Origin of the sequence: Variovorax multivorans (genome assembly GCF_051216835.1) — a bacterium.
In the GTDB taxonomy this organism is placed as follows: domain Bacteria; phylum Pseudomonadota; class Gammaproteobacteria; order Burkholderiales; family Burkholderiaceae_C; genus Variovorax.
In genome coordinates this window covers 434,301-460,244 of sequence record NZ_JBPJZL010000003.1, presented here as the reverse complement: position 1 = coordinate 460,244, position 25,944 = coordinate 434,301, and the positions used below count along the sequence as shown (strand labels likewise).

The following is a 25,944-nucleotide window of genomic DNA, read 5'->3' as shown; positions in this document are numbered from 1 at the left end:
CAGGCAGCCTGCGCCGATCTGACCGCCATGCGGCCCCCGCGAAAGCGCCGGGGCCGCTTTTGTTTGCGGCATCACTCGGCAACGCCTTGCCGACCGAGTGCCTGAATGTGACCCAGAAACGCCCGGAGCTGGGAGGGCCGCACCGGCTTCACGATGACCGGCAGCCCCGCCGCGCGCGCCGCATCCAGATAGTCGCCTCCCACATCGCCGGTGACGATCAACGCGGGCAGTTCGGCCTCGTTCAGTGCTGACCGCAGATCCTCGATGGCCTGGATGCCGCTCACTTGCGGCCCCAGTCGCAAGTCCACCACCAGCGCGTGGGGCCTGAAGCCGGCGTGAAGCACGTCCAGTGCGCCCCCGACATCGCTTGCGGACCGGACGTCCATTCCCCATGAAGCGAGCAGCCCGTCAAGCGCCTGCAACGAGCTCGGGTCATCGTCGACCACCAGTATTCGCACCGCCAATGGGGTGGCCGATGACGATGCGGCGGGTCGCTCGACATCCTCCCTCTGTTCGCTCATGGCGGCATCGGCCAAGGGGAGATGAAGTTCGAACACGCTGCCTTGCCCCTGTACCGAGCGGGCAGTCACCCGAAGGTCCAGCAGTTCGCTCAGCCGCTTGACGGTGGCCAGCCCCAGGCCGTAGCCCAGCCGCCGGTCGCGCGCCGGATTGTCGACCTGGTAGAACTCCTCGAAAACGTGCGGCAGATGCTCGGAAGAAATGCCGATGCCCGTGTCCTCGATGGTCAGCTTCAACCGGTCGCCGTCGATTTTTTGGCTGCTGATGCGCACCTGTCCCTCGCGCGTGTAGCGGATGGCATTCGCCAGCAGGTTGGTGACCACCCTGGCCAGCAAGGCCCGGTCGCTGCGCACGGCCACATGGCCGGCGGAGATTTCGAAGCACAGCCCCTTCGCGACGGCCACCGCCTGGTGCGGCCGGCAGCAGTCGCCCAGCAGTTCGTCGATGGCAAAGGTCGACCACTGCGGGCTGAGCGATCCGGCGTCGGCGCGCGTGATGTCGAGCAGGTCGTCCACCACGTCGGTCATGCCGTCGGCGCAGGCCACCAACTGCTCCGATATCTCCTTCACGCGGTGCTCGGTGCTGACGGTGTGCACGGTCTGCGCCAGCAATGCCATCGCATTGAGCGGTTGCCGAAGATCGTGGTTGGCCGAGGCGAAGAAGCGCATGCGCGCGGCCACGGCCTCTTCGGCTGTTCGCCGGGCCGAGCTGCTGCGCTCGTTTTCGGCACTCAGAGCAATCACCAGTTCGGCATTGCGCCGGCGCTGCGCCTGGATCTCGTGAAGCGCTGAGGACAGCTCCCTGGCGCTGAGCAACGTGTAGACGCCGATGAGCGACACGATCGAGGCCATGGCCACGTGATAGCTGCCGCCGAACCAGATGTCGCGCAATACCAGCGGCCCGAGAATGAGCACCACATAGACGGTGGCCGCTCGGCCCATCGTGGAGAGCCGGATCGCTCCGCCCAGCGAGACCGTGACCATGGTGATGTGAAGAATGGCCTCGGCCTGCGCCGGCCCGTCGCTTTGCAGCAGCACGCACAGCACACCGAACGAGAAGGCCATGAGCTGGTTGGTGGCCATGATGGGCAGCACCATCGCCGGCAGGTTCGCGCGAAGCCCCGGCCGCAACGCCCAAGCCAGCCAAATGCCCATGCGCGCGGCGACGATGACGCAGTAGACGGCGAACCATGCCTTCACGCGCTGGCCATCCACGCCGTCCCTGTATTCGAGGTAGCACAGAAACCCCGCGGCGGCGGCCAGGATCCACGCCCAGGGCGTGGAGCGGATCATCTGCTCCAGTTGCTGGAACTGAAGATCCGAGAAGGACAGGCGCGAGGCGATGAAGCCGCGTGCGCGCGGCGTTTGCGCGGGAGAAAAAGAGTCGGAAGTGGAGGGCTGCGGCCTCATCGCAAATCCAGCATCAGCCCCGCGCGCCGCGCCTGCACCAGAAGGTGGGTGCGGTTGCGCGCGTCCATGGTGTCGAGCAGGGCCGTGATGTGGAGCTTGACCGTGCGTTCCGCGATGTTCAGCTCGGCGGCGATCTGTTTGTTCTGTCGGCCTTGGGCGACCAGCAGCAGCACTTCGAGCTGCCGCGGCGTCAGGTTGGAAGCAGGCAGGCCGGCGCGCGGCTGCAGCACATCAAAAGCCTCGCCGCCCGCCGCCACTTCGTCCAGCGCGGCGGCGATGCGCGCCACCGACTGCGACTTTCCGATGAAGCCGGCCGCGCCTGCGGCACGTGCGCGCGCGGCGAGTGCCGGTTCTTCGTCGCCCGAGATCATCAGGCGGGACACGAGGGGGTGCCGGGCGCCGAACAGGCGCAGCCCTTCGAGGCCGTCTTCGCCGCCCAGGCGGTAGTCGATCAGCACGATGTCCGGCGGGCACTGCGAGGCGCGTTCCACGCCCTGCCCCAGCGACAGGGCGGTCTCCACCTCGAAGTCGGGCCGCGCGTGCGTCAGCGCATGCGCAAAGCCGACACCGAACAGCGGGTGATCGTCGACAAGCAGGAGTTTCATGGTGCCGTGATCCTCGGCGCGAGCCCGGCAGGCCACGCCATCTCCTCGTAGGGTGCCATTGTCCACACCGGTGGGTGTGGCGCGAGCCCGCGCCTCAGTTCTCAGTTGCAACGACCGGCGGCGCGCAGCAGCGCGTTGCAGGCAGGAGCGGGTGCTGGTGCGGTGCCGGTCGCCGGCCTGGCATTGGAACGACGCGCGGACGCGGGCGCATCGCTCTGGCGCATCTCCTGGCAGATGGCGTCGCTGACCACCCGGCCCACCACCGACACCGACCCTTCTACGTAGCAGTTGTACGTGCGGCCGCCGTCGGTCTTGGCCAGGAAGGTCGTTTGCACGCCGCTGTCGGCCCGGTTCGAGATGGTGAACGCAGAGGGCGGCAGGCCCAACGCACGCGAGGTGTTGGTGACGATGGCGTCGTCGGTCACGGCATGCGATGCGCACCCACCCACGAGGACGGTGGCAGCGAGAAGCACGAAGAAGAGGGAGGTGGGTGAAGGTGTCATGCAACGCCGGGAAGTTCAGGGATGCGAGCGAACCCGCACTGGAACCCCCAGCCTAGCCAAACACCGCACTCCGGGAAACAGCACCATCGGGCAGGTGCCCGATGGTGCTATGGCCCGCGCCGAACCTCCTTCCTACGATCCGACCCTCTTGAACGAGCACAGAAGGCGCCGGGCCCCGGTGTCAGCGAACGAGGAATGGCAGTTATGACGAAGAAGAGCGCCTGCAGGCGATGGATGGCTTGTGTGTGGAGCCTGGCCCTGTTGACGGCCTGCGGGGGCGGCGGCGCAGGAGGGGCCGGTGGCGGCTTGCTTCCACCCATCGGCTTTCCGCCGCCCGTCGCGGTGACGCATCGGATGGACGTGAGCATCACCGGCGCCGGTCGTGTCGCGTCGCGGCCTGCGGGCATCGACTGCGCCGACAGCTGCGGCGCGGACTTCGCGTCGGGCACGCAGGTCACGCTCACGGCCACGCCGGCGGCGGGGCAGGTGCTCGGCAGTTGGGGCGGCGCGTGCAGCAGCAATGCCGACACCTGCACCGTGCGCGTGGACGCCGCGCTCACCGTCACGGCCGCGTTCGTCGCCGCACCGCCGGTGGTCGGCTGGGGCGATGCGGTCACGCTGTCCGCCGCCGGAGCCAGCTTGCCGAAGGTGGGGGTCGATGCGCAAGGACGCGCGCTGGTCGTGTGGCGTCAACTCGAGGTCAATTCGCTGACGGACAGGCTGTGGGGCAGCCTCTACCAACCCGGCGGCGGCTGGAGCACGCCGCAGCGCCTCGAGGCCAACAACGGTGCGGTGCGCGACGTCCGTGTCGCCATCGACAAGCCGAGCGGCCGTGCCGTCGTGGTGTGGACGCAGTTGAGCTCGGTAACGGGCTATGACCTGTGGGCGCTGCAAGTCGACCCATCGACCGGCTGGGGCACGCCGGCGCTGCTGGAGACCGGCAGCGGCACGGTCGGCTTCGCGAGCGCAGGCATCGACGCCAACGGCAATGCCGTCGCCGTGTGGTCGCAGATCGGTCCCGCCACCCGCTTCAGTATCTATGCCAACCGCTACACGCCGGCGGGTGGCTGGGGCACGGCCGCGCTGATCGAGACCGACGAGGTTGTGGGCACCGTGGACGGCGACCCGGCGGTCGTGGTGGCGGGCTCGGGCGAATCGCTGGCCGTGTGGAAGCGCTCCACCGGCAGCAGCGCCTCGCTCTGGACCAATCGCGCCGATGCGGGCGGCACCTGGGCCGCGGCGGCTGAACTCGTGCCGGACGCCGGCACCGCGCAGTCGATCGGCGCGCACGATCTGGCAATCGATGCCGGCGGCAATGCGCTGCTGGCCTGGGGCCAGGTCGACCTGCCCGGCGGCGGCAACCAATGGGAGAGTGCCGTGTGGTTCAAGCGGTTCTCGGGAGGCGCCTGGCAGGGCGGCACCGCACGCGTGGGCGCGCCGTTCATGTCGACGCAGGCCTTGCTGAGCACACCTGTGCTGCGCATGAACGCGGCCGGTGCGGCCGTGGTGAGCTGGGGGCGGCTGGACAACGCGCTCATGGCCGCAACGGCGGCGCCGGGCGCGGCATTCGGTGCGGACACCGTGGTCCGGCCGGCAGTTTCACAGGCGCTGACGAGCCTGCCCGCGCTGGGCGTGGATGACGCGATGAATGCGCTGGCAGCGTGGACCCAGGCCAACGGCGCGGGGACCGGCGACCTCTATGCAGCCCGCCACACGCTGGCCGGAGCTTGGGGCGCGCAGGCGCTGCAGGAAAGCAGCGATGAAGCGGCCCAGACGCCCGACATCGGCATGAACGAACTGGGGAACGCGGTCCTGGCCTGGCAACAGTTTGACCCGGCTGCGGGAACGCGCATCTACATCCGCCAGTACGGTTCTGGCAGATAGGCCTCGCGCTGCTGTGTGCAGTCGCGGGCCGGGGCGGCGACTAAGCCCGCCGCCGCGCGGCCACGTGGAGCGTGCGCACGCGCGTCTCGTCTTGCGGCTGCGCAGGCGTCGATCTTCCCCACCCCTGCGGCAGCTCATGCAGCACGGTTTCCGCATCGAGCGAGCGAATGGCCACCGAGGTATCGGCCGGAATCCGCCCCTGCGCCACCATCGCCTCATAGCGCAAGGCGCACACCCGCAAGAACGACGCGAAGTTGCCGACTTCGCCGCGTGCCGCAACCAGCTCGTCATACAGCCGCTCGATGAGCTGCACCACGACCATGCCGTCGCGCTGCGCGATTTCTTCGAGCACCTGCCAGAACAGGTTCTCCAGGCGGATGCTGGTGACGACGCCGTGCAGCCGCACCGAGCGCGTGCGCGCGTCGTAGCTCTGCGGATCGGCACTGATGAAGACTTCGCACATGGGCGGCCTCCTTGTGAGGGATGAGGTGGGGACGCACGCACTGTAGCGCCGCCCGTGGCGCAGCGGGCGCCGGTCGATCAGTGTTCGATGCGCGTGCCCAGCACAACCAGGAACTGCGAGAGCCACGCCGGGTGCGCCGGCCATGCGGGCGCGGTGACCAGGTTGCGATCGGTCACGGCCTGATCGACCGGAATGCCCATGTACTCGGCACCCGCCAGTTCCACCTCGACCTGGCAGGCCGGGTAGGCCGACACCTTGCGGCCCTTCAGCAGCCCTGTGGCCGCGAGCAATTGCGCGCCGTGGCACACCGCCGCCAGCGGCTTGTTGGTGGCCAGGAAGTGCCGTGCGATCTCGACCACCCGGCTGTGCATGCGCAGGTACTCGGGCGCGCGGCCGCCGGGAATGACGAGTGCGTCGTAGGCCTCGGGGCGAACGTCGGCGAAGTTGGCGTTCAGCGTGAAGCGGTGGCCCGGCTTCTCGCTGTAGGTCTGCGCCCCTTCGAAGTCGTGGATGGCGGTGTGAATCCAGTCGCCGGCCTTCTTGTCCGGCGCCACGGCATGCACCGTGTGGCCTACGGCGAGCAGCGTCTGAAAGGGCACCATGGTTTCGTAGTCTTCGGCGTAGTCGCCGCAGAGCATCAGGATCTTGCGAGCCATCTCTTGTCTCCTTCGAATGAGGTTGGAATGCGGCTTGGCGCCGGGGCGCTGGCCGTCGCCGCATTATTCGAAGAGGGAGTGCGCAGCGGGTAGCAGCCGGCTGTGACTCCGCCTTGCAGAGCCTGGATCAACGGCGGCTTGTGGTTTGCCGCGATCGGGGCTTCCGCGAACTTGCTTTTGGACGTTGCGGAATGTATCTTCGCGGCGGGCGCGAGCACAGAGGCCGCGCCCGACAAGCAAGAACAACGAGGGGAAAACATGGGAGGAGATGCGCCGGCTGCGCGTGCAGCGGCCAGCCGGTTGGCTGCGCGTGCGGCAACTGCCCTCCTTCTTTTGCGTCGGCATTGCCGCATGCACAACCCCCAACCCATGCTCCTTCAAAGAGCGCCCCTTCGGCTGCGGCCCGCAGAGGGCGCCGTCGTCGTTCGCGCAACATTGCTTCGCTGTCCATCCTTCCAAAAAATGAAAACGAGGAGTCTTCCGTGAGACCGAGTGCCCCGCTCATCCAACGCGTCCTGCGATACCTTTCCTTTCTTGCCGCATGCGCCGTCCTTGTCGCTTGCACCACCGCACCCATTGCCTCCCAGCAGACATTGACTGGGCAGGAAGGCGCGGTAGTCCTCAAGCTCATTACCAATAGCCCCGGCGAAAACGATCCCGCTGAAAGCCTTTCGTCGCTTCATCTGGAGCGCGTGCTGGCGCCTGGCGAAAAGCAGACCGGGCGCGATCTCGTCACCCTCGTGCGGACCCGGCAGGCCACCTACACCACCGCCGTGTTCAGCGGCATGGTGAACCCGGGCCGGTACGTGATCAAGAACGCCATGGGCGGCCAGGGCAACATGGTCTACACCTTTCCGATCGATGCGAAGTTCGGCAGCTTTGATGTGGTGAAAGGTGAAGTCACGCTGCTCGGAACGCTGCTCATCCAGCCTCGCATGGGCACCCGCTTCTTCATCGCCTATGTGCCGCCCGAAGAGGAACTGCAGAAGTCCTTCGAAACGCTCTATCCGGCGCTGGCCAGCCAGACGCGGGGCCGTCCTACGCACGGCTTCACTCCTACGGCGGACCTCGAGCGCCGCGCCGCGCTGACGTCCGAGTCCAAGCGCAGAGCGTCGCTGTGGAACGGTCTTGTCCAAACCGCAGACGGCGAATTCATGGCCGGTAGCAAGCTGGGCAAGGTGCTGTGGCGCAAGGCGGGCACGACCCGCTGGAAGGAGCTCGACGTCGGTACCTGGCGCGAAGTGCTTTCGGTGCGCCCCTTCCGTGGCGGCTTGCTTGCTGCCGGCGAAGAGGGGCTGCTGCGTCTTTCCACGGACGAGGGCTTGAGCTGGAAGCAGTTTGCTCCGCCGGACGACGGCCTCATTCAGCTGGCCCAGCCGATGAGCGACGGCAGCGTGGTCGTCTTCTCTCGCAGCGACCGTCTCTGGTCAGCCTATGTGTCCGAAGACCTTGACGCCGGCAAGTGGCGCAAGCTCGGCGAGTTTCCGGATACGCAATCGATCAACGTCCCGTGGAAGCGGACGATGGTCGTCGGCCTGCCCAACGCGGCGGGCGTGATGATGCCCAACGGCGATCTGCACATGACGGATGGCAAGACGGTTACGCGAGTCAGCAGCGCTCAATCGACGCTCGACGTGAACGCATTGCCCGACGGCACGCTGGTGTCGCAGACCGTGCTCATGACGAAGTCCACGCTGCTCTCGAAGGACGTGGGCAAGACGTGGACAGACCTGAACACCAGCCGGTTCGTGGTCACGATTGCCTTCAAGGACAGCAAGACCGCCTATGCCGTCTCACCGATCGCACCCGGCGTTTTCCCGGGGCCGCTCGGTTTGATGACGACGCGCGACGGTGGAAGGAGCTGGGCGCACACGGGCAGTTCACCGGGTCTCACCGGTCCCTATGCGGTGCGGCAGATGATGGTGGACCGCTCCGACGGATCGCTGCTCGCTTTCTTGCCGGACAACGCGATTGTTCGATCCGCAGACGAAGGCAAGACTTGGCGGATCGTGAAGGACGACTGAGCGTCGACCGGGCGCCGGCCTCAGATGAGCGTCGCGCGCACGCCGCGCGCCATTACGCGCGCGTCTGGTTGAGGGAAGGCGCCGACGCGGTTAACAGAAGTTCGCAAAGATTGCAGGGCACGCCAAAGAGCTGTGCCACGCCACAGGGTCGTCATTGACCTGCCTTTTCGCCTGAATAGTCTCGCTCAGGGTTTTCCCGCATCTCCGGGCCGACCTCATCCGGACAGACAGACAACTCACAGAAAAGGCCGAATCATGAAGACCACCCAACTCGCCCTCGCTGCTGCGCTTACCGTGCTTGCAGTCGCTTCCGCCAATGCCCAGCAACGCACCCGCGAAGCCGTCGAAGCCGAAGCCATTGCCGCCGCCCATGCGCCGGACCAGAACGTCACGCGCGGCTCGCGCGGCGCCGATCCGTTCAAGTCCGTGGCCGATCCTGAAGCTGTGTACAAGCAGGCCGTCGAAACCGCCAGCGCGCCCAATCAGAACGTGACGCGCGGCTCGCGCGGCGCCGATCCGTTCACGTCCAGCCGCGACCCGGCTCAGGTCTATCAGGAAGCCATGGCCACCGCCGCGGCGCCCGACCAGAACGTGACCGGCGGCTCGCGCGTCAACAGCAGGGTCATCTCGACCATGCAGAACCCCGTGCTGCAGTCGGCACAGGGCAAGTAAGCAAGCTCCGAAGGCGCCGCCGCTACGCACTGTTCCGCGCGCGGCGCGCGGGCTCGGCCTGATGCAGATAGCCGGTGAAGGTGTCGGGCGGCGACGAGCCCGTGAGCCGGGTCAGGATGCGGCCGACTTCGCCCCGGTGATAGCCCGCATGGGTCGCCACGTGGGCCAGCATCTCCTCGCGCGACATCCGCCCCAGGTTTCCGTCAGTGAACGTGAACTCGATGCTTTCCTCGAACTCCTGAGGGTTCAGGCGTGCGACGTAGTCGACGTACCAGCGATCGGTTTCCCTCACCGCCTTGGCCAGTGCCTCCAGCAGTGGTGGCTCTTGCGCACCCGTCGCGGTGTAGGCGTGTGCCATGCGCTGGACATTCGCGACGAAGATGCGGTCGACGATGCAGGCGTGGTTGAAGACGCGAAGCGCCATGCGGTATTCGTCGGGTGGGCCTTGCCTGGCCAGGTCGGCCAAACCGGCGAGCAGCCCCTCGTCGGCCCAGGCCTTGTACTGGAACAGCGAAGTCAGAAGCGTCTGCGTACTCATCACAATCTCCCCTTGAACCATGAAATGCACGCCTCGCGTTTCATAGGATGGCCGCCAGCGTGCGGTCCTATTCTTGAGTGGAGCCTCGAACTTGGGTACTCGCATTCCCCCGCCGCGCAGGACCATGCGCAAAGCGCCGCGCCAGCAGCGTTCGCGCGTCACGGTGGACGTGATCGTCGAAGCCGCAACTCGCGTTCTGGCGCGCCGCGGATGGGCGCGGTTCACGACCAACGAGATCGCTGCCGTCGCGGGCGTGAGCGTTGGCTCGCTCTACCAGTACTTCCCGAACAAGCTGGCGATTGCCGAAGCGATCCGCCAGCGTCATCTCGACGAGGTGCTCGTGGCGTTGTCCAGCGCTGGGGATGACAACGAAGCCGTCTCGCTCGACCAGCGGGTGACACGGTTTGCCGACGGTGTCATTGCCGCCCATTCGGTCGACGAGGCGCTGCACCGGGTTCTGCTCGACGAGGTGCCGCTCGTGGCGCGGTCGAGCTATGCGGAGTTCGAGGCGGAATACCAGCGACGCTACCGGGCGCTGATCGCAGCGAGCGCGAACACGAACGGTGGCGCTGGTGACGACGAGACGGCCGCCCGCGTGCTCTCATCCGCCGTCGAAGGGGTCGTCCACGCGGCGGCGCATCGTGGCGACCTGGGCTTGCCCGCGCTCAGAAGCGAACTTGTCAGACTGATCTTTGCCTACCTGCGCGACCGCCAGCAGGCAGCGTGAACGCTCAGGCGTAGGCCTTGGTCGAGCGCAATTGCAGCAAGGCCAGCATGCGCGCTTCCTCTGCGTCCCGCAGGCTCTTGGCGGCCCGGCTGGCGGAGTACGACACGTAGAGCGTGTCGATCGCTTTCTCCCAGCACTGGGCCGTCTGGTAGATGCTGTCGGCACTTCCCGGCTTGGCTGGCACGGCGTATCCGGCCTTGCGGAGGATGTTGGCTTTGTGGTCGGTGCTGAGCATGACGTGGTCCCCCCAGTCGATGGTGTGAGGAGCACGATATCCGCGATGCGGCGTGTGCGCTATTGGCCACACGACGTATCTAGATGTAGGAAAAACCCGCCCTCAAGGGGCTTGGGCGGCCAAAAACTAGGCCATAAGGCTTAGCTCGTGTCTCTCGATTGCCACACGAGAGTGGCGGCGGTCAGGTCTTCCAGGGCACTGCCGACGGCCTTGAACACGGTGCGTTCTCCGGCGGCCGAGCGGCCCGGATGCTCCGCGCGGCACAGCGTGGCCAGCGTGCCCCGGACCTCTTCCGCACGCAGCGAGCCGGCAGCCATCGCGTCGAGCAGATCGCCAGATTTCTGCAGCGCCTCTTCTGTGTCCACGAAGGTTTGCGCGCCTGCAAAGCACTGCACGTCGGCCTCGCGCATCGCGGGTGTGAAGCTGCCGATCAGGTCCAGGTGCGAGCCCGGCGGAAGCCATTCGCCGCGCACCAGCGGCGCGGTGGCCAGCGTGGCGCAGCTCACAATGTCGGCCCGGCGCACGGCCGCTTCCAGGTCGGTGACCGCCCGCGCGTTCCAGCCCTCGGCGCGCCACTGCGCGGCCAGAGCTTCGGCGCCTTCGGCCCGGTGGTTCCACACCCACAGTTCGTCGATGGGCCGCACGCTCGCGTGTGCGGCCGGCAGCATGCGAGCGATGCGACCGGTGCCCAGCACCAGCAGCCGATGCGCGTCCTGCCGCGCCAGAAACGAAGCACCCAACGCCGACGCCGCGGCCGTGCGGCGCGCGGTGATCTCGTTGCCGTCCATCATCGCCAGCGGCACGCCGGTGTGCGCGTCGTACAGCACATAGGTCGCATGCAGCCCGGGCAGGCCGCGTGCGCTGTTGCCGGGAAAGATGTTGATGGTCTTGATGCCGAGGAAGCCCGCGTCGCTCCACGCCGGCATGATGAGCACGGTGCCTCTGCTGCTGCCGTCGCTTCCCGCAGTCTCGATGCCATGCACGTGGCGCGGCGGCACCTGGGCTCCGGCCGTGAAGGCCGCGCGCAGCGCGGGCACCAGTCGCTCGAAGCTCAGCGGTGCGCTGGTGGCGGCTTCGTCGAAATGCTTCATGGCTGTCGTCATTGCTGCAGCGGATGCTGCGCGGATTCGAAGAACGCGGTCAGCGCCTTGCGGTAGGCGGCGCCGTACCGCAGGGCCGTCATCGGCTCGAGGTGGCTGGCGCCTGGCACTTCGATCAGCCGCTTGGGCTCGCGCGCATCGGCCAGCAGGCGCCTCGAATGCGTGGGCGGAATCACCTGGTCGGCCGTGCCGTGGATCAGCAGCAGCGGAATGGGCGACACGGCCGCCACGTACTTCGACGCCGCGTACTCGTCGCTCACCAGCATGCCCGCACCCCACAGCTTGTCGTTGGCAATCGACGAGTAGGAATAGAAGGTCGACTCGATGGCCGCCGCCCTCACGCCGGCCCGGTTACCCGCACCCACCACCGCAATGGCATTGGTGCCGCCCAGGCTCTGCCCGAAGACGAACAGCCGCTGCGCGTCGACATCGTTGCGCGAGCGCACGTAGTTCAGCGCGGCGTTGGAGTCCTCGAACACGCCTTTGGGCTCCGGCTTGCCTTCAGACTGGCCGTAGCCGCGATAGTCGAACACGAACACGTTGTAGTCCTGCTTCGGCAGCCAGGCCGCGAAGCGCCAGTGCGTGCTCATGTTCTGCGCGTTGCCATGGAAGTGCACCACCGTGCCCTTGGCTTCCTTCGGATTCCGGCGGTTCTCCGCGGGCAGGAACCAGCCGCTCAGGCGCGTGCCGTCTGCGCTGGTGAACTGCACGCTCTCGTAGCGCAGGCCCAGAACGTCGGGCGTTTCATAGGCCACGCTGTCGGGGTAATAGAACATCGACTGCATGCAGCCCGCCAGCATGAGCGGCAGCGTGCACAGCGCCAGCTTCTTGCACCACCGGTGGACGGCGCTGTTCGTCATGTCTGCTTGCAGCCTGCGGTGGCCGCGCGGTTCTCCGCGAGCATGTTGCAGAAGAGGGCGCCTTGCTCGATGGCGTCGTCCAGCGCGACGTGCGTGTGCGGCAGCTTTGCGTCGAACCAGCGGCGCGGCATCGCGCGCTTGGTGCTGTCGCGGTAGTCGAGCTTGAGCATCGCCATTGCGAACGATTTGACGTCGAGCGCCGAGTGGCTGAACGGGCTCTCGCCCGCAAAGCGCATCAGGTACCAGTAGACAAAAAGAAAGTCGAAGCCCGCCGGGTAGGCGACGAACACCGGCCGCGCGGGCAGGCTCTTGAGCCAGCTCACGTAGTTCTTCATTGCGTGGGCCGGGTCCTGCAGATCGGTGCGGCAGGCGGCCCAAGCCTCGGGCTGGGTCTTCCACCAGGCGGCGGTCTTGGCGTCAGCCTCGGCGCCGGGCAGGGTGTGCAGGTTGGCGCTGAAGGTGGAGACGAGTTGCTTGTCGGCCGTATAGGCGGCCGAGCCGAAGCTGAGCATCGAGTTCGGGCCGGGGATGGGGCCGTCGGATTCGACGTCTGTGCTTATGTAGATTTCTGACATGGGGGTTGGAGTCTTTCCTGGCTGCAGATGTGCTGCATGCCTCCTTAATTCGAGGTAGCGGAGAGCCAGCGCTTCCACCACGGATGTTTTGCCGATGCGATTGCCGATGGAGCATCGGGCTCGGACGCATCCGGCGACAGGAATATCTTGCAGGCCTTTGCGCGATTTCTGAGGCTTTCGACGGTGCCTGCAGGTGCCCATTCCGACGGTTCGCTCTCGAGCTGGTCGAACGCCCAACGGAGTTCGGATTCCGCCACGTTGAGCATGGGATCGCCGGTGACCGCGCCCTGCGTGGCGGCCAGCAGCTGCTGTGGGCTGCCTTTGTCGAACCAGAACGCGCATGCGGCAATGTACGAAAAAATCGCGGCCTTCATGCCGGCGTTGTCAGGGCTGGGGGTTTTTGTCGACGACAGGTGCCGTGCCAGGTCGTGCTGCACGCCGAGCATGCCGTCCACCATTTCGTCGCATTCAACCGGCAACTCGAAATGCTGCAGCAGCAGTTGTGCCCACAGCACCTCATCCAACCGATCCTGCAGCGCGAACTCTTTGCCGAAGCCGATGGCCGAGGCGTAAGCCTCGAGGTTGGGATAAAGGGCTTGGGCGCAGAAGATCGCAAACGCCGCGGCCTTTGGGTTCGAGAGCTTCGACAGCCTGAGAGAGAAGGCCTCGGAGAAGCGGGTCTGTGCTTGCGACTCGGAGACTTGCTGGATGTTCTGCTCGACCCAGTGCAAGTACCAGTCGTTGAAACCCATAGGGGTTCCATCCTTGTTCAGGAAGGGCTCGATGCCGCCGTAATCCGCGCGCAGGTCGCGCCAGACGGTGCCTGCCAGCGGGCCGCTGACGACCAGCCAATTGCGCAAGGCGCATCCTTCATGGCAGATGGGGATGGCCCCGTCAGTGATGCTTGTTGCGTAGTAGTCGCTTTCAAGCCGTTTGTCCCAGGCTTCATGCAACCGGTCTTGTTCGTCGACGGGCATGTCTTCTGGCGGGTCGGGTTGTTGGCTCCAGAAGTCATCAGGGAGGTTCCATGCGCTGCGCAAGGGGAACGGTTTCGACAAGTCTCCGACGAGCTTGTAGCCGTCGTCCCAACTGGAGAGGTCGTGACTCTGGTCCTGCATGCCGAGAGGAAACACGCCATACGCCGGGCCTGCGCCGCCATTCCCGATCTCGGTGATGAACCTGCGGTACTCATCGGGAAACCTGCACTGGTGCTTTGCCTCCACCTGCGCGACCTCTTCTTCGGAAAGTGGCGGATTCAGGTCGTACCAGTGCGCTTTCGCCGCGAAGCAACTGCAGTCCAGGTCGAGCCGCTTGAGCGTTTGAAGGCGGGACAGGATATCGGTCACGACGGGTTCATTCCTCTTTGCGAGTCACTCGATTCCGAGGATCGATGGAATCGAGCGTTGAAGCTCTTCGACCAACTCGGGGTCCATGTATTTGTATTCATCCGGAATGTCGAGCACGTGGATCGGCTTGCCTTCCAGCATCCGCGTGAACTCGGCCATCAGCCGTGACTTGTGTTTTTCTTCCATCACTAGGATCACATCGGCCCATTCGATGTCGTCGACGGACACCTTGTGTCGCGCATTCGGGCTCGTGCCGGCGGAGCGTGCGGAAATCAGCGGGTGCCGGCGCCAGAGTTGTTCCGCGGTCGGGCTGCGCCACTGGTTGCGGCTGCAGATGAAGAGGACGTTGCGCATGAGTCGCGTGGAGGCTTGGGGCAGCCGGAAGACATGCAAGTCTTGCCAGCGTCCGGACGAGTTTTCGATCAGCGTGACTTCGGTGCACGCTGCATGCACGGTGCCAGACGCGAGGAGGCGAATCTGCAGTTCGGCCGCTGCAGCATCCGCGTCGAGCGAGTTGCCGTGCGCCACCGTCAGATGCGGAATGACGCCTTGGTGTTCGCCGCCGTACGGAGGGAAATCGGGGAAGGCTTCCACGAGCGCCATCGTCATTTCGATGAAGGGCGCGGCCGGCTCCGGTGCGAGGTAGGCGGTTTCGGGGAAGCGCCCGACCCTGGCCAGGGAAAAGTCAAACGACGGCGTCTTGTTCAGAACCTGCTGCGCACGCTCCAGCACTTCGGGCGTGATCAGTGCAGGGGCCATGAAGGGAACAAGCACCGTGATGTGCGCCGGCACTCCGAGTGCCACAGTCGCGTCGTAGCGGCAGCGCAGGTCCCCGACAAGAGCCTCGGCAGCGGGGACTTTCACGGCGAATGCGGAGATGGCCATCGCGGCGGAGGATAGCTCAGGCGTTGGCGATCTGGCCCCAGTCGAGCCCGTGCTTGACGAGGTACTTGCGCAGCCTGTCCGCATCGTTCACCACGCTGCGCTGCGCGCGTGAGGCCTGGAAGAGCTGGCGACCCGCATCGGACAGGCTGCGCGATTGCCGGCAGACGCGCACCACCGCTTCGAGCTGCAGGCGGTCGAACAGGTCGAGCGCTGCTGCGCGCTCTTCGCCGAGCAGCGTATCAAGATCGACGTCGCCGCTCGCAGCCGCCGACGGCCCCTGGTGCTTCCACAGCCACCGCAGCCGCGCAATCTCCGCCTCTACCAGCGCCGCCGGAATCCGCCCGCCATCGGCCAGCGTCGCCAGCCGCGTCACGCTCGCCGACAGATCTCGGAAGTTGCCACTCCAGATCGCTTCGCCGCTCTGCGCAAAACGCAGGTAGGCCGCGCGTGCCTCGGCGTTGAAGCGCACCACGCGATGGTTCTCCGTTGCGTGAATGGCCAGCAGGTGATCGACGTTGGGCTCGATGTCCTCGGGGCGCTGCGCGAGGCCCGGCAGGTCATACGTCCAGAGGTTGATCCGTGCGAACAGGTCTTCGCGGAACCGGCCTTCGGCCACGTCGCTGCGCAGGTCGCGGTTGGTGCCGGCAATCAGCTGGAAGTCGCTCTCCACTTCCTTGTCGGCGCCCACCGGGAAGAAGCGCTTCTCTTCGATCGCCTTCAGCAGCATCGCCTGCTCGTCGAGCCCGAGTTCGCCGATTTCGTCGAGGAAGAGGGCGCCCTGGTGTGCCGTGCGCAGCAGGCCCGCGCGGTCGCCTGCCGCTCCGGTGAAGGAACCTTTCTTGTGCCCGAACAGCGTGGACGCCGCCCCGTCCCCGCGCAGCGTCGCGCAGTTCACTTCCACGAATGGCCCCGTCATCTGGTGCCGTGCCTGCTTCAACTCGAACATGCGCCGCGCCAGGAACGACTTGCCCGCGCCCGTCGGCCCGATCAGCAGGATCGGCGCGCGCGATCGCACGGCCACGCGTTCGATTTCGTCGATCAGCGCATTGAAGCGCGCGTTGCGCGTGGCGATGCCACTCTTCAGGAACGCGACCGCATCGCGCTGCTCCGCATCGAAGCGCCGCGCGATCACGTCGTAGCGCGACAGGTCGAGGTCGATCAGCGTGCACTTGCCAGCCTCGCCTTCGCGCTGCTTCCTGGGCGGCGAGGTCTGCGCCAGCACACCGGGCACCACGCGCGATTCCGACAGCAGGAACATGCAGATCTGCGCGACGTGCGTGCCGGTGGTGATGTGTGTCCAGTACTGCTCGCGCTCGGTGTCGAAGCTGTAGCTGCGCGCCCAGTCGTACAGGCGCGTGTAGACCTCGCCGAAATCCCACGGGTCCGCGAGGTCGAGCGGCACGAGGTTGACAGTGGTCTCGGGCGACACGGTGGCGATGTCGGCCTTGACTACTTCCGCCAGCGCCTTGTGCCGCAGCGTGTAGAGCAGCTCCATGCGCGAGACGATCATGTCTTCGTGCTGGGCGAGCGAGACGGTGGGACGCCACTTGTTCCAGCGGCCCGCGCCCTGGCCGGCGTCGAGCTGGGTGCCGAGGAAGCCGATGACGACGATGCTTTTCTTCATTTATTGGCTAATTAGCTAGCAAAAATTATAAGAACTATGGATAAATTCACTAAGCCCTTTGAGATTGATTGCGCCTGAAATGAAAAAAGTTCAATCAAATCAACAGCTTGAAATATTTGGAGTCGAGCAAGCAGGAGTTGGCACACCCGTTGCAATACGGATCACACACAAGAAACGACTGAACAAAAAGAACCTCGCAAGGAGCAATCAAATGGCCAACCTGCAACTCTTCCAGACCCTGCGCGGCGCATTACAGCCGCAAGCCGCGGCCCGCAACGAAGCCGGTGGTGCTGCCTACGCGCTGTCGCCCAAGCACCAGTTGGCGCAGCTCGCAGCCACCGGTTGCCTGAACAACACCTTCTACGCACAAGCGCAGGATCAACTCGACGCCGTGCTGGCCCTGGCCCGCGAGGTCGATCCGGTGTTCGTGGCCAAGACGGCCGTGTACGCCCGCCGCGCCGGCCATATGAAGGACATGCCGGCGCTGCTGGCCGCCACGCTGGCGGTGCGCGACGTGTCGCTGCTCGCCAAGGTATTCCCCCGCGTGGTGGACAACGGCAAGATGCTGCGCAACTTCGTGCAGATGCTGCGTTCCGGCGCGGTGGGCCGTAAGTCGCTAGGTACGCGTCCGAAGAAGCTCGTGCAGCAATGGCTGCTCGAGGCGACTGAAGCGCAGTTGCTGAACGCCTCGGTGGGCAACACGCCGTCGCTGGCCGACGTGGTGAAGATGGTTCACCCGAAGCCCGCTGAAGCCTGGCGCGCCGCGTGGTTTGCATGGTTGATCGATCGTCCGTACGCGTTGGAGGCACTGCCTCCGGTGACGCAGGCCTTCGAACGCTTCAAGAGCGACCGTGCGCAAGAGGTGCCCGACGTGCCGTTCCAGATGCTGACCGCACTGGAACTGGATACGCAGGCATGGGCGCAGATCGCGCAGCGCGGTTCGTGGCAGATGGTGCGTCAGAACCTGAACACCTTTGCCCGCCATGGCGTGTTCGCACTGCCGGGCCTCGCGGAAGCGGTGGCCACCAAGCTGCGTGACCCGCAGGCTGTGGCCAAGGCCCGCGTGCTGCCGTACCAGTTGATGGCGGCCTACACCGCAACCGGCGCCGAGGTGCCGCACGTGGTGAAGGAAGCGCTGCAGGACGCGATGGAACTCGCGCTGGCCAACGTGCCGGTGTTCGAGGGCCGCGTGGTGGTGTGCCCTGACGTGTCGGGCTCGATGAGCTCACCCGTGACGGGCCACCGCGGCTCGGCGACCACCGCGGTGCGCTGTATCGACGTGGCTGCGCTGGTGGCTGCAGCGGTGCTGCGTCGCAATGCGGATGCGCGTGTGCTGCCCTTCGAGACGAAGGTGGTTTCGCTCAAGCTGAATCCCCGTGATTCGGTGATGACCAACGCAGCCAAGCTGGCGGCGGTGGGCGGTGGCGGTACTTCGTGCAGCGCGCCGCTGGCGTTGCTGAACCGCGAGAAGGCGCAGGCCGATCTGGTGGTGCTGGTGTCGGACAACGAATCGTGGGTCGACCCTGTACGTGGCCGTGGTACCGCGACCATGCAGGAATGGGCGGCGTTCAAGCAGCGCAACCCGAAGGCGCGGATGGTGTGCATCGACATCCAGCCCTATGCGACCACCCAGGCGCAGGAGCGCGACGATGTGCTGAACATCGGCGGCTTCAGCGATGAAGTGTTCAAGTTGCTGGCGGTGTATGCCGCGGGTGGCCTGGGCGCGGACCACTGGGCGGGTGTGATCGAGGAAACCTCGATCTGAAAGTGAAGAGGGTGCCGCAGGCTCGGCTTGCGGCACCACCCAAGGAGTTAATTGATGTCGTCGTCCGGCGAATGCAGATGTGAGTACATCCAACCATGTTCTCCTCACATCGATCGTTAGTCGCCGGACGGGGGCAAGGGTTGAAGTGCGAATGCAGGCAGGACTACATCTGGACGCCCGGGGGTCGAACCCCAACACCAGTTCGCTGGTGGGCATGTCCTGCCGTCCTCGTCGCACTGCTTTTTGCAGCGAATGCTGACGGAACTACAGACTCCTAATCTCGTGGTCGCGGGTTCGAATCCCGCCGGTCGGAAGACCGTAGCTCAGTGGTTAGAGCACGCCGTTTCGTCGATTCTTGTCGCTGCTTTTTTTGTTTTGAGGTGAATGCAGGCGGGTTTACAGGTAAGAGCGTCATGGTCTTGGCCATGAAGGTCCCGGGTCCGAGTCCCGGTCTGTTTCGGCAGATAGCTCAGTTCACAACCCGCCGCTCCTGGTCACCTCTTTTTGTTTCGGGCACGCAGGCACAGAAGGGAGCGCCACTGCCAAAAATGTTGATATTGCCGGCAGCCTGGGTAAGACCAGGTACGGCGGGAAAGTCGGTTGACGAGCAAGGTTGAGGATGCAGGTGCTGGCTCCGATGACGGGTCTGTCACTGGCGCGCGTTTCCAATCGTCGACTGGGCCATCGGACTCAAGAACCATGGTCGCCGTATTGATGCGGGTTCGAATCCCGCCGTGTCCACCAGGCTACTGAAGCATCGGAGAAAAAGAAAATGATCGTGAGCGAAGAACAATACAACCAGCTGCGAGCGATGTTCAAGAGCTTCGCTCCCCTGTATGCGGAAAGGTGGAGCAAGTTGCTGACCAGCAAGGCCACCGGCTGGCAGAAGATCCAGCCTTGGCGTGCATGGCCAGTAGATGTCTTCGGCAGCATGCCGGATGGCATGGCCTGGCCGGCGATGGTGGAGATGGCCGCGCGTGATGCGGCCAGCCGCAAGGTGAAGAACGGTGTGCTGCTGGCGTGTGGCCACAGCGCGCCATGCGTGGAAGACGTGCCGTTGCCGGCACTCGCGGAGCGGCTGTGCGGCACAAAGTCCGACACGCGCCTGCTCGAGGGATTTGTATCGCTGGTTCCCGGTGAACTGGCTCTGGCGACCAATCATGAAGGTGGTTGCTGGCTGATGAAGAAACTGAAGAAAGAAAAATGATGAACATCGAAAAGACTCAGTACAACCTCCACGAAGTCGAAAACGGCGTGCCCGTGAAGATGTGGACCCGCGGCGTGCCCGTGGAGCCAGAAGCGCAGAAGCAGCTCGAGAACGCCGCGCGCCTGCCCATCGTGTTCAAGCACATCGCGGCCATGCCCGATGTGCATTACGGCATCGGTGCGACCGTGGGTTCGGTGATCCCGACCTTCAAGGCCATCATCCCGGCCGCGGTGGGCGTGGACATCGGTTGCGGAATGATGGCGTGCAAGACCACGCTGCATGCCAATGACCTGCCCGATAACCTGGGCCCGCTGCGCGGCGCGATCGAGAAGGCCGTGCCGCACGGCTCGAACCCCAAGCGCATGGGCCGCGATAAAGGTTCGTGGGAGACCCCGCCGAACGAAACCGACGTGGCGTGGGGTGCGCTGAAGGACGAGTTCGACGCGATCTGCGAAGACTACCCGCGCCTGAAGAACACCAACAACCACAAGCACCTGGGAACGCTGGGTACGGGCAACCACTTCATCGAGGTGTGCCTGGACGAAGCGGGCTCCGTGTGGTTCATGCTGCACTCGGGTTCGCGCGGCGTGGGTAACGCCATCGGTACGCACTTCATCGAGCTTGCGAAGAAAGACGCCGAGCTGCACCAGCGAAACCTGCCCGATCAGGACCTGGCGTACTTCGAGGAAGGCGCCCAGTACTTCGGCGATTACGTGCGTGCGGTGGGCTGGGCCCAGAAGTTCGCGCGTGCGAATCGCGAAGTGATGATGCAGCGCGTGGTCGCGGCCGTGCGCAAGGTCATCACCAAGCCTTTCGAGGCGCACGTGGAAGCGGTGAACTGCCACCACAACTACGTGAGCCGCGAGAGGCACTTCGGTGAAGACGTGCTCATCACCCGCAAGGGTGCGGTGAGCGCGAAGGCCGGCGAGCTGGGGATCATCCCCGGCAGCATGGGCGCCAAGAGCTTCATCGTGCGCGGAAAGGGCAACCCCGATAGCTTCATGAGCTGCAGCCACGGCGCCGGTCGAAAGATGAGCCGTACCAAGGCGAAGAAGCTCTACACCGTGGCCGATCAGATTGCCGCAACGGAAGGCGTGGAGTGCCGCAAGGATGCTGACGTGATCGACGAGATCCCGATGGCCTACAAGGACATCGACGCGGTGATGGATGCGCAGAAAGACCTGGTGGAGGTGGTTTACACGCTCAAGCAGGTTGTTTGCGTGAAAGGTTGAACGCGATGCTGTAGGAAGGGAAAGGGCCCGCGAGAAGCGGGCCCGCCTTCGTAGCGTCGCATTACGAAGGTTTGAAGAAAAATGAAGAGCAACAAACAACGCCGCGCCGAGATCAAGGCGCATCGCCTCAGTCGCGCTGTCGCACAGGCTGCACGCCTGCGCGCGCAGGATGTCCGACCGCTGCGCGCCGACGACGAATACTCGCTTGGACGGGAGCTGGCGGACCGGCTCGTTCTGCAGCTGCATAACAACACGTATGGAATGCTGCCTGCCTTCTACGTAGCGCGCCCCTTCACCTGCCGCGATTGCGGCGCCGAAGAGGTGTGGACCGCGAAGCAGCAGAAGTGGTGGTACGAGGTGGTGCACGGCGCCATCGATAGCGGGGCGGTGCGTTGCCTTGCATGCCGCCGCGCGCGTCGCCAGTGCTTGCGGAACACCGGGCCGGGCGCGAACCTTCTGCGCGAGCAGACGGATCGCCTGCGTGCGTTGGGCGCAACGAAGCCCAACGCGCAAGCCGAAGCCGAAATCGAAGCGGCACTGCAAAGCAAGTGGTGGAGCCTGCGTGTCGTAGCGATTCAGACGCTCGGTCGTTGGGGAGGCGCGGAGAATCTCGCAAGGCTCCATGCGTTCATGGTGGCCCGTCCGGAAGGCGGACGCCGATACTTTGGTTGGGAGCGGGTCGCTGCAGACGCCGCGAGAAGCGCACTGATGTACAGGGAGCGATCGACGTGATGATGAAACTGACTTTCCTGGGGACCTCCTCAGGCACCCCCACGCGCCACCGCAGCGTCTCCGGACTCGCCGTGCAGACGGTGCTCAACGCCGACTGGTTCCTGATCGACTGCGGCGAGGGCACGCAGCATCGCGTGCTGCAAACGCCGCTGTCCTTGAACGACCTGGCCGCCGTCTGCATCACGCATGTGCACGGCGACCATTGTTACGGCCTGCCGGGCCTGCTCGCGAGCGCGGGCATGGGCAAGCGCACGAAGCCGCTGAAGCTGATCGCGCCGCTGCCGGTGTGGGAGTGGTTCGAAGCCACGCGCGCGCTGACCGACCTGCATCTGCCCTATGAGGTCGAGCACGTGGATCTCGAAGACCAGCCGCTGGTGTACGAAGCGCCCGGCGCGCGCATCGACCGCCATGTGCTGCGGCACCGTGTGCCCAGCCACGCCTACCGCGTGCAGGTCGAGACTCGCCGCTCGCGGCTGAAGGCCGATGCGCTGCGTGCCATCGGCCTGCCGCCAGGGCCCGCATGGCGCGCGCTGCAGACCGGCGAAGACGTGCCCTTCAATGGCGAGGTGCTGCGCAGTGCCGACTACGCGGAAACGCAAATCGACACGGCCACCGTGGTGCTTGGCGGCGACAACGCCGAGCCCGCGCTGCTGCGCGATGCGTGCAAGGGCGCGCAGCTGCTGGTACACGAAGCCACCTTCACGCAGGACGCGCTCGACAAGGTCGGCCCCGGGCCGATGCACAGCTCCGCACGCCTGCTGGCCGAGTTCGCGCAGGCCGTCGAAGTGCCGAACCTGATCCTCACGCATTTCAGCGCGCGCCACCAGAACGAAGAGGGCATGGCAGCGCTGATGGCCGAGACGCAGGCGCATTACCGCGGCAATGCGTTCCTGGCCAACGATCTGGACGTCTATGAACTCGACAGTGCCGGCAAGCTGACCATCACCCGGGACTGATTGAAGAGAAAGAAAAGAAGATTTTCATGAGCACCGAAGAAGAATTCCTGCGCTCAGCCCATCCGATCGAGCCCGCCATGCGCGTGCAGATCATGGAGGCCCTGCGCGACATCGAGGCGAAACACGACGTGACCGTGCTGTTCGCCTGCGAATCCGGCAGCCGTGGCTGGGGCTTTGCCTCGCCCGACAGCGACTACGACGTGCGCTTCATCTACGTCAACCGCCTGCCGTGGTACCTCACGGTGCAGCCGCGCCGCGACGTGATCGAGGTGCCGATCAGCGGCGACCTCGACATCAACGGCTGGGATCTGCGCAAGGCGCTGGGCCTGATGCGCGAGTCGAATCCGACGCTGCTCGAATGGCTGCGCTCGCCCATCGTGTACCGCGACGATGCGGTGGCGATGCCGCGTTTCCGCGCGCTGTCGGAGGCGGTGTTTTCCAACGCGCGCGGCTGGCACCACTACAGCTCGATGGCGAAGAAGAACTTTCGCGAGCATCTTCAGGCCGACGAGGTGCGCTACAAGAAATACCTCTACGTGCTGCGCCCGCTGCTGGCCGCGCGCTGGATCCGCTCGCATCCTGGCGTGCCGCCGATGCGTTTTGCCGACCTGGCGCAGCGAACGCTCGACCCTGTGCGCGATGCGGCGCTGATCGACGAGATCAACGCGCTGCTCGAAGTGAAGATGCGCGCCGGCGAAGCCGCGACCAGCCCGCGCTGGCCCGGCATCCACGCGTTCATCGAGTTCGAGCTGGCGGCCAATGCGGCCGAGCCGGTGACGCCACTGCCGCAGGCCGAAGAGGCCGGCCTCGATGCCTTCCTGCACGAGACGGTGCTGCGCTTCGAGAAAGAAAAGTCGGAGGCTGCGCATGATTGAGCTCGACGGCTCGCAGGGCGAGGGCGGCGGCCAGATCCTGCGCACCAGCCTCGCACTATCGGTGGTCACGGGCCAGCCGCTGGCCATCGAGAAGATCCGCGCGGGCCGCGCCAAGCCGGGCCTGATGCGCCAGCATCTCGCGTGTGTGAATGCGGCTGCAGAAATCAGCGGCGCACAGGTCGATGGCGCGGAACTGGGTTCGCAGTCGCTGCGCTTCCAGCCCGGCCCGGTGCGCGCGGGCGACTACCGCTTCGCGATCTCGGGTGCCGGCAGCTGCATGCTGGTGCTGCAGACCGTGCTGCCGCCGCTGCTGCTTGCCGGCGCGACGAGCCGCGTGCATCTGAGCGGTGGCACGCACAACCCGATGGCGCCGCCGTTCCACTTCCTGGAGCGCGCGTTCGTACCGCTGGTGCGCCGACTGGGCGCGGACCTGCAGCCGACGCTGCGCCGCTGCGGTTTCTATCCGGCCGGAGGTGGCGAGGTCGAAGCGACCATCGTGCCGGCGACAGGCGCGCTGCAGCCCTTCGACCTGATGACGCGCGGCGCGCACCAGTCGAACTACGCCGAGTGCCTGGCGCCCGGCCTGCCGCGCCATGTGCCGACGCGTGAACTCGACACGCTGGGCGGCGCGATGGGCTGGTCCGCCGAACAGCTGCGCTTCGGCTCCGTGCGCCAGAACGAGGGCCCGGGCAACGCGCTGCTGGCAACGCTGGCCTACGAGCACGTCACCGAGGTATTCACCGCCTTCGGCGAGAAGTCGCTGAGCGCCGAGCAGGTGGCGCATGGGCTGGTGAAGGAGCTGCGCGCGTTCCAGAAGAGCGAGGCCGCAGTCGGCCCGCACCTTGCGGATCAGCTGGCATTGCTGCTGGCGCTCGCTGCGTGGCAGAGCAAGAAGACCTGTGCCTTCACCTGCAGCGAGGTGACGGAGCACACGCGCACCAACTGCGCGGTGATCGAGCGCTTCCTGCGGGTGCGCTTCGCGATCACCGAGAGTCGTCAGGCCTGCACGGTACAGGTCTCGCCAGACTAGCTCAGGCGAGTGGTGTCGCGTTGGCGTACAGGCGCAGCAGCATCGCGCGCAGCGTCTTCACTTCCGCCGCGCTGAAGTCCGAGGTGGCCACCGCCTCGTAGTGCTGCGCGAGCGGAATCAGCTCGCAGGTCAGCGCGAGGCCGCGCTCCGTGAGCGCGATGCGCACCGCGCGCTTGTCGGTGTCGCACTTCTCGCGCGCCACCAGTTCGTTTGCCGCCAGCCGGTCGACGATGCGCGACAGCGCCGACAGATCGGTCGACGCGTGCGTCGCCAGTTCCGACAGTGTCTGCCGCGGCGTGTGCTGCAGCGACGCACACACGCGCCATTCGCTGAGGCTGAGTCCGTAGGGCTTCAAAGCCTTCGCAAAGGCATTGCCCATGCGTGCGCCGGCGCGTGCCAGAAGGAAGGGAATGGCCTTCTCGAGGTCGTGATCTTGGGGCAGGGTTTTCATCTAGACATGCTTGAACAATCAAGTATATAGTCCGCCGCAATTGCTTGAATAATCAAGCAAATACGGAGACGATCATGAGCCTGAAGCCTTTACGCCGAACTACCGTCGCATGCGCCCTCGCGCTGTCTTTTCTCGGGGTGATGCCACTGGCAAACGCTCAGGGAACGGCCGCCAAGTGGCCCCAGCAGGCGGTGCGCTTCGTGGTGCCGTTCCCCGCAGGGTCGGCGCCTGATGTGCTGATCCGGCACGTGGGCGCCAAGCTCGGCGAGAAGTGGGGGCAGGGCGTGATCGTCGACAACAAGCCCGGCGGCAGCGGCGTGATCGGCATGAATGCGATCCTGGCCGCGTCCGCCGACGGCTACACCTTTGGCTTCGTGCAGGGCTCTGCCATCTCGGTGGCGCCCAGCACCATCAAAGGCGTGACCTACGACTTCAACCGCGACTTCGTGCCGGTCACGCTCGCAGCTGTCGCGCCTTTCATGCTCGCGGTGCCGGCCAATTCGCCCTACAAGACGCTCGCCGACTTCATCGCCGCAGCACGCGCCAAGCCGCAGGGCATCGAGGTGGCAGACAACGGCCGCGGCACCGCGCCGCACCTGGCTTCGGCATTGCTTGGGCTGCAGTCGGGCGCGCAGTTTCTCGAAGTGCACTACCCGGGCGGTGCACAGGCCATGCAGGCCACGCTGGGCGGGCAGACGCAGATGATGGTCGAGACCTACAACGTGGTCGCCGGCAACGTGCAGGGCGGGCGCATGCGCGTGCTGGCCAGCATGGGCGACCGCGTCGAGGCCGGGCTGGAGCAATTTCCGCTCGCGAGCAAGACCGTGCCCGGTGCGGTGGCGCATGGCTGGTTTGCCGTCATCGCGAAGAAGGGCGTCGACCCGCAGGTGCTCGCGAAGCTCAACAAGGACATGAACGAGGCGCTGCTGCTGCCCGACGTGGTGGCCAAGTCGCGCGAGCTGGGCACCTACCCGCGCCCTGGCACCCCCGAGCAGCTGGCGCGCTACATCGCCGACGACCGCAAGACCTGGCAGGACGTGCTGGACAAGCTCAACATCAAACCGGAGTGAT

At 65.7% G+C, this 25,944-nt stretch carries 26 protein-coding genes; 12 read left to right on the top strand and 14 right to left on the bottom strand.

Going from position 1 to position 25,944, the window contains the following annotated elements; translation table 11 throughout:
• Window positions 1-71: 71 nt before the first annotated feature.
• The 3 genes from ACSFCA_RS09260 to ACSFCA_RS09250 all read right to left on the bottom strand — a co-directional run bounded on the left by ACSFCA_RS09260 (window position 72) and on the right by ACSFCA_RS09250 (window position 3,036).
• Window positions 72-1,928 (bottom strand): sensor histidine kinase, encoded by a 1,857-nt coding sequence (locus tag ACSFCA_RS09260; protein WP_435459174.1) that lies wholly within the window; start codon window positions 1,926-1,928, stop codon window positions 72-74.
• Window positions 1,925-2,533 carry a response regulator transcription factor gene (locus ACSFCA_RS09255; RefSeq protein WP_258352985.1) on the bottom strand — a complete coding sequence of 203 codons (609 nt, stop codon included), beginning with the start codon at window positions 2,531-2,533 and terminating at the stop codon, window positions 1,925-1,927. The genes ACSFCA_RS09260 and ACSFCA_RS09255 overlap by 4 nt, the downstream gene beginning before the upstream one ends.
• Before the next feature lie 101 nt (window positions 2,534-2,634).
• Window positions 2,635-3,036: a hypothetical protein gene (locus ACSFCA_RS09250; protein ID WP_093079644.1), complete on the bottom strand. Its 402-nt coding sequence runs from the start codon at window positions 3,034-3,036 to the stop codon at window positions 2,635-2,637.
• A gap of 204 nt (window positions 3,037-3,240) precedes the next feature.
• Here ACSFCA_RS09250 and ACSFCA_RS09245 point away from each other — a divergent pair, with 204 nt between their 5' ends.
• Window positions 3,241-4,920, top strand: a complete 1,680-nt coding sequence (locus tag ACSFCA_RS09245) for an InlB B-repeat-containing protein (RefSeq protein ID WP_435459175.1) — start codon at window positions 3,241-3,243, stop codon at window positions 4,918-4,920.
• 40 nt (window positions 4,921-4,960) lie between these two features.
• On the opposite strand, the gene ACSFCA_RS09240 is transcribed toward ACSFCA_RS09245, so the two are convergent.
• Entirely contained in the window at window positions 4,961-5,383 is a 423-nt protein-coding gene (locus tag ACSFCA_RS09240; protein WP_256216909.1) for a ribbon-helix-helix domain-containing protein, read from the bottom strand.
• Between the two features lie 77 nt (window positions 5,384-5,460).
• Complete coding sequence (locus ACSFCA_RS09235; protein ID WP_258352989.1) at window positions 5,461-6,039, bottom strand: DJ-1/PfpI family protein; 579 nt, start codon at window positions 6,037-6,039, stop codon at window positions 5,461-5,463.
• 344 nt (window positions 6,040-6,383) lie between these two features.
• Here ACSFCA_RS09235 and ACSFCA_RS09230 point away from each other — a divergent pair, with 344 nt between their 5' ends.
• Window positions 6,384-8,063, top strand: a complete 1,680-nt coding sequence (locus ACSFCA_RS09230) for a WD40/YVTN/BNR-like repeat-containing protein (RefSeq protein ID WP_435459176.1) — start codon at window positions 6,384-6,386, stop codon at window positions 8,061-8,063.
• Window positions 8,064-8,318: 255 nt separating this feature from the next.
• Complete coding sequence (locus ACSFCA_RS09225; RefSeq protein ID WP_093057575.1) at window positions 8,319-8,735, top strand: hypothetical protein; 417 nt, start codon at window positions 8,319-8,321, stop codon at window positions 8,733-8,735.
• Between the two features lie 22 nt (window positions 8,736-8,757).
• Here the strand turns inward: ACSFCA_RS09225 and ACSFCA_RS09220 are convergent, their stop codons facing one another.
• Window positions 8,758-9,273 (bottom strand): DinB family protein, encoded by a 516-nt coding sequence (locus tag ACSFCA_RS09220; protein WP_435459177.1) that lies wholly within the window; start codon window positions 9,271-9,273, stop codon window positions 8,758-8,760.
• Between the two features lie 124 nt (window positions 9,274-9,397).
• Here ACSFCA_RS09220 and ACSFCA_RS09215 point away from each other — a divergent pair, with 124 nt between their 5' ends.
• Window positions 9,398-10,000: a TetR/AcrR family transcriptional regulator gene (locus ACSFCA_RS09215; RefSeq protein ID WP_435459178.1), complete on the top strand. Its 603-nt coding sequence runs from the start codon at window positions 9,398-9,400 to the stop codon at window positions 9,998-10,000.
• Window positions 10,001-10,004: 4 nt separating this feature from the next.
• Here ACSFCA_RS09215 and ACSFCA_RS09210 read toward each other — a convergent pair whose 3' ends face one another.
• The 7 genes from ACSFCA_RS09210 to rtcR form a co-directional block, all read right to left on the bottom strand.
• The gene (locus ACSFCA_RS09210; RefSeq protein WP_093079631.1) at window positions 10,005-10,235 is read right to left on the bottom strand and encodes a hypothetical protein; all 231 of its coding nucleotides are present in this window, start codon (window positions 10,233-10,235) and stop codon (window positions 10,005-10,007) included.
• Window positions 10,236-10,375: 140 nt separating this feature from the next.
• Complete coding sequence (gene lhpI / locus ACSFCA_RS09205; protein WP_435459179.1) at window positions 10,376-11,326, bottom strand: bifunctional Delta(1)-pyrroline-2-carboxylate/Delta(1)-piperideine-2-carboxylate reductase; 951 nt, start codon at window positions 11,324-11,326, stop codon at window positions 10,376-10,378.
• A gap of 8 nt (window positions 11,327-11,334) precedes the next feature.
• Window positions 11,335-12,195, bottom strand: a complete 861-nt coding sequence (locus ACSFCA_RS09200) for an alpha/beta hydrolase (protein ID WP_435459180.1) — start codon at window positions 12,193-12,195, stop codon at window positions 11,335-11,337.
• The gene (locus tag ACSFCA_RS09195; RefSeq protein ID WP_435459181.1) at window positions 12,192-12,770 is read right to left on the bottom strand and encodes a 3'-5' exonuclease family protein; all 579 of its coding nucleotides are present in this window, start codon (window positions 12,768-12,770) and stop codon (window positions 12,192-12,194) included. The genes ACSFCA_RS09200 and ACSFCA_RS09195 overlap by 4 nt, the downstream gene beginning before the upstream one ends.
• Before the next feature lie 44 nt (window positions 12,771-12,814).
• The gene (locus ACSFCA_RS09190; protein ID WP_435459182.1) at window positions 12,815-14,116 is read right to left on the bottom strand and encodes an SMI1/KNR4 family protein; all 1,302 of its coding nucleotides are present in this window, start codon (window positions 14,114-14,116) and stop codon (window positions 12,815-12,817) included.
• A 24-nt stretch (window positions 14,117-14,140) separates the two neighbouring features.
• Window positions 14,141-15,001 (bottom strand): 2'-5' RNA ligase family protein, encoded by an 861-nt coding sequence (locus ACSFCA_RS09185; protein ID WP_435459183.1) that lies wholly within the window; start codon window positions 14,999-15,001, stop codon window positions 14,141-14,143.
• A 16-nt stretch (window positions 15,002-15,017) separates the two neighbouring features.
• Window positions 15,018-16,625 (bottom strand): RNA repair transcriptional activator RtcR, encoded by a 1,608-nt coding sequence (gene rtcR / locus ACSFCA_RS09180; protein WP_435459184.1) that lies wholly within the window; start codon window positions 16,623-16,625, stop codon window positions 15,018-15,020.
• A 211-nt stretch (window positions 16,626-16,836) separates the two neighbouring features.
• On the opposite strand from rtcR, the gene ACSFCA_RS09175 reads away from it, so the two are divergent.
• The 7 genes from ACSFCA_RS09175 (at window position 16,837) to rtcA (ending at window position 24,422) form a co-directional block, all read left to right on the top strand.
• Entirely contained in the window at window positions 16,837-18,390 is a 1,554-nt protein-coding gene (locus ACSFCA_RS09175; protein WP_435459185.1) for a vWA domain-containing protein, read from the top strand.
• Between the two features lie 772 nt (window positions 18,391-19,162).
• A complete protein-coding gene (locus ACSFCA_RS09170; RefSeq protein WP_435459186.1) occupies window positions 19,163-19,597 on the top strand; it encodes a hypothetical protein in 435 nt (144 codons plus the stop codon).
• A complete protein-coding gene (locus ACSFCA_RS09165; protein ID WP_435459187.1) occupies window positions 19,594-20,829 on the top strand; it encodes an RtcB family protein in 1,236 nt (411 codons plus the stop codon). Before ACSFCA_RS09170 ends, ACSFCA_RS09165 begins: the two co-directional genes overlap by 4 nt.
• A gap of 81 nt (window positions 20,830-20,910) precedes the next feature.
• Window positions 20,911-21,561, top strand: coding sequence for a zinc-ribbon domain containing protein (locus ACSFCA_RS09160; RefSeq protein WP_435459188.1), 651 nt, complete (start codon window positions 20,911-20,913; stop codon window positions 21,559-21,561).
• Window positions 21,561-22,517 carry a ribonuclease Z gene (locus tag ACSFCA_RS09155; RefSeq protein WP_435459189.1) on the top strand — a complete coding sequence of 319 codons (957 nt, stop codon included), beginning with the start codon at window positions 21,561-21,563 and terminating at the stop codon, window positions 22,515-22,517. Before ACSFCA_RS09160 ends, ACSFCA_RS09155 begins: the two co-directional genes overlap by 1 nt.
• 26 nt (window positions 22,518-22,543) lie before the next feature.
• Window positions 22,544-23,392 (top strand): nucleotidyltransferase domain-containing protein, encoded by an 849-nt coding sequence (locus ACSFCA_RS09150; protein ID WP_435459190.1) that lies wholly within the window; start codon window positions 22,544-22,546, stop codon window positions 23,390-23,392.
• The gene (gene rtcA, locus ACSFCA_RS09145; protein ID WP_435459191.1) at window positions 23,385-24,422 is read left to right on the top strand and encodes an RNA 3'-terminal phosphate cyclase; all 1,038 of its coding nucleotides are present in this window, start codon (window positions 23,385-23,387) and stop codon (window positions 24,420-24,422) included. The genes ACSFCA_RS09150 and rtcA overlap by 8 nt, the downstream gene beginning before the upstream one ends.
• A gap of 1 nt (window position 24,423) precedes the next feature.
• Here rtcA and ACSFCA_RS09140 read toward each other — a convergent pair whose 3' ends face one another.
• Window positions 24,424-24,873, bottom strand: coding sequence for a MarR family winged helix-turn-helix transcriptional regulator (locus ACSFCA_RS09140; protein ID WP_093057588.1), 450 nt, complete (start codon window positions 24,871-24,873; stop codon window positions 24,424-24,426).
• Between the two features lie 74 nt (window positions 24,874-24,947).
• Between ACSFCA_RS09140 and ACSFCA_RS09135 the strand changes: the two genes are divergently transcribed.
• Entirely contained in the window at window positions 24,948-25,943 is a 996-nt protein-coding gene (locus tag ACSFCA_RS09135; RefSeq protein ID WP_435459192.1) for a Bug family tripartite tricarboxylate transporter substrate binding protein, read from the top strand.
• Window position 25,944: the final 1 nt, after the last annotated feature.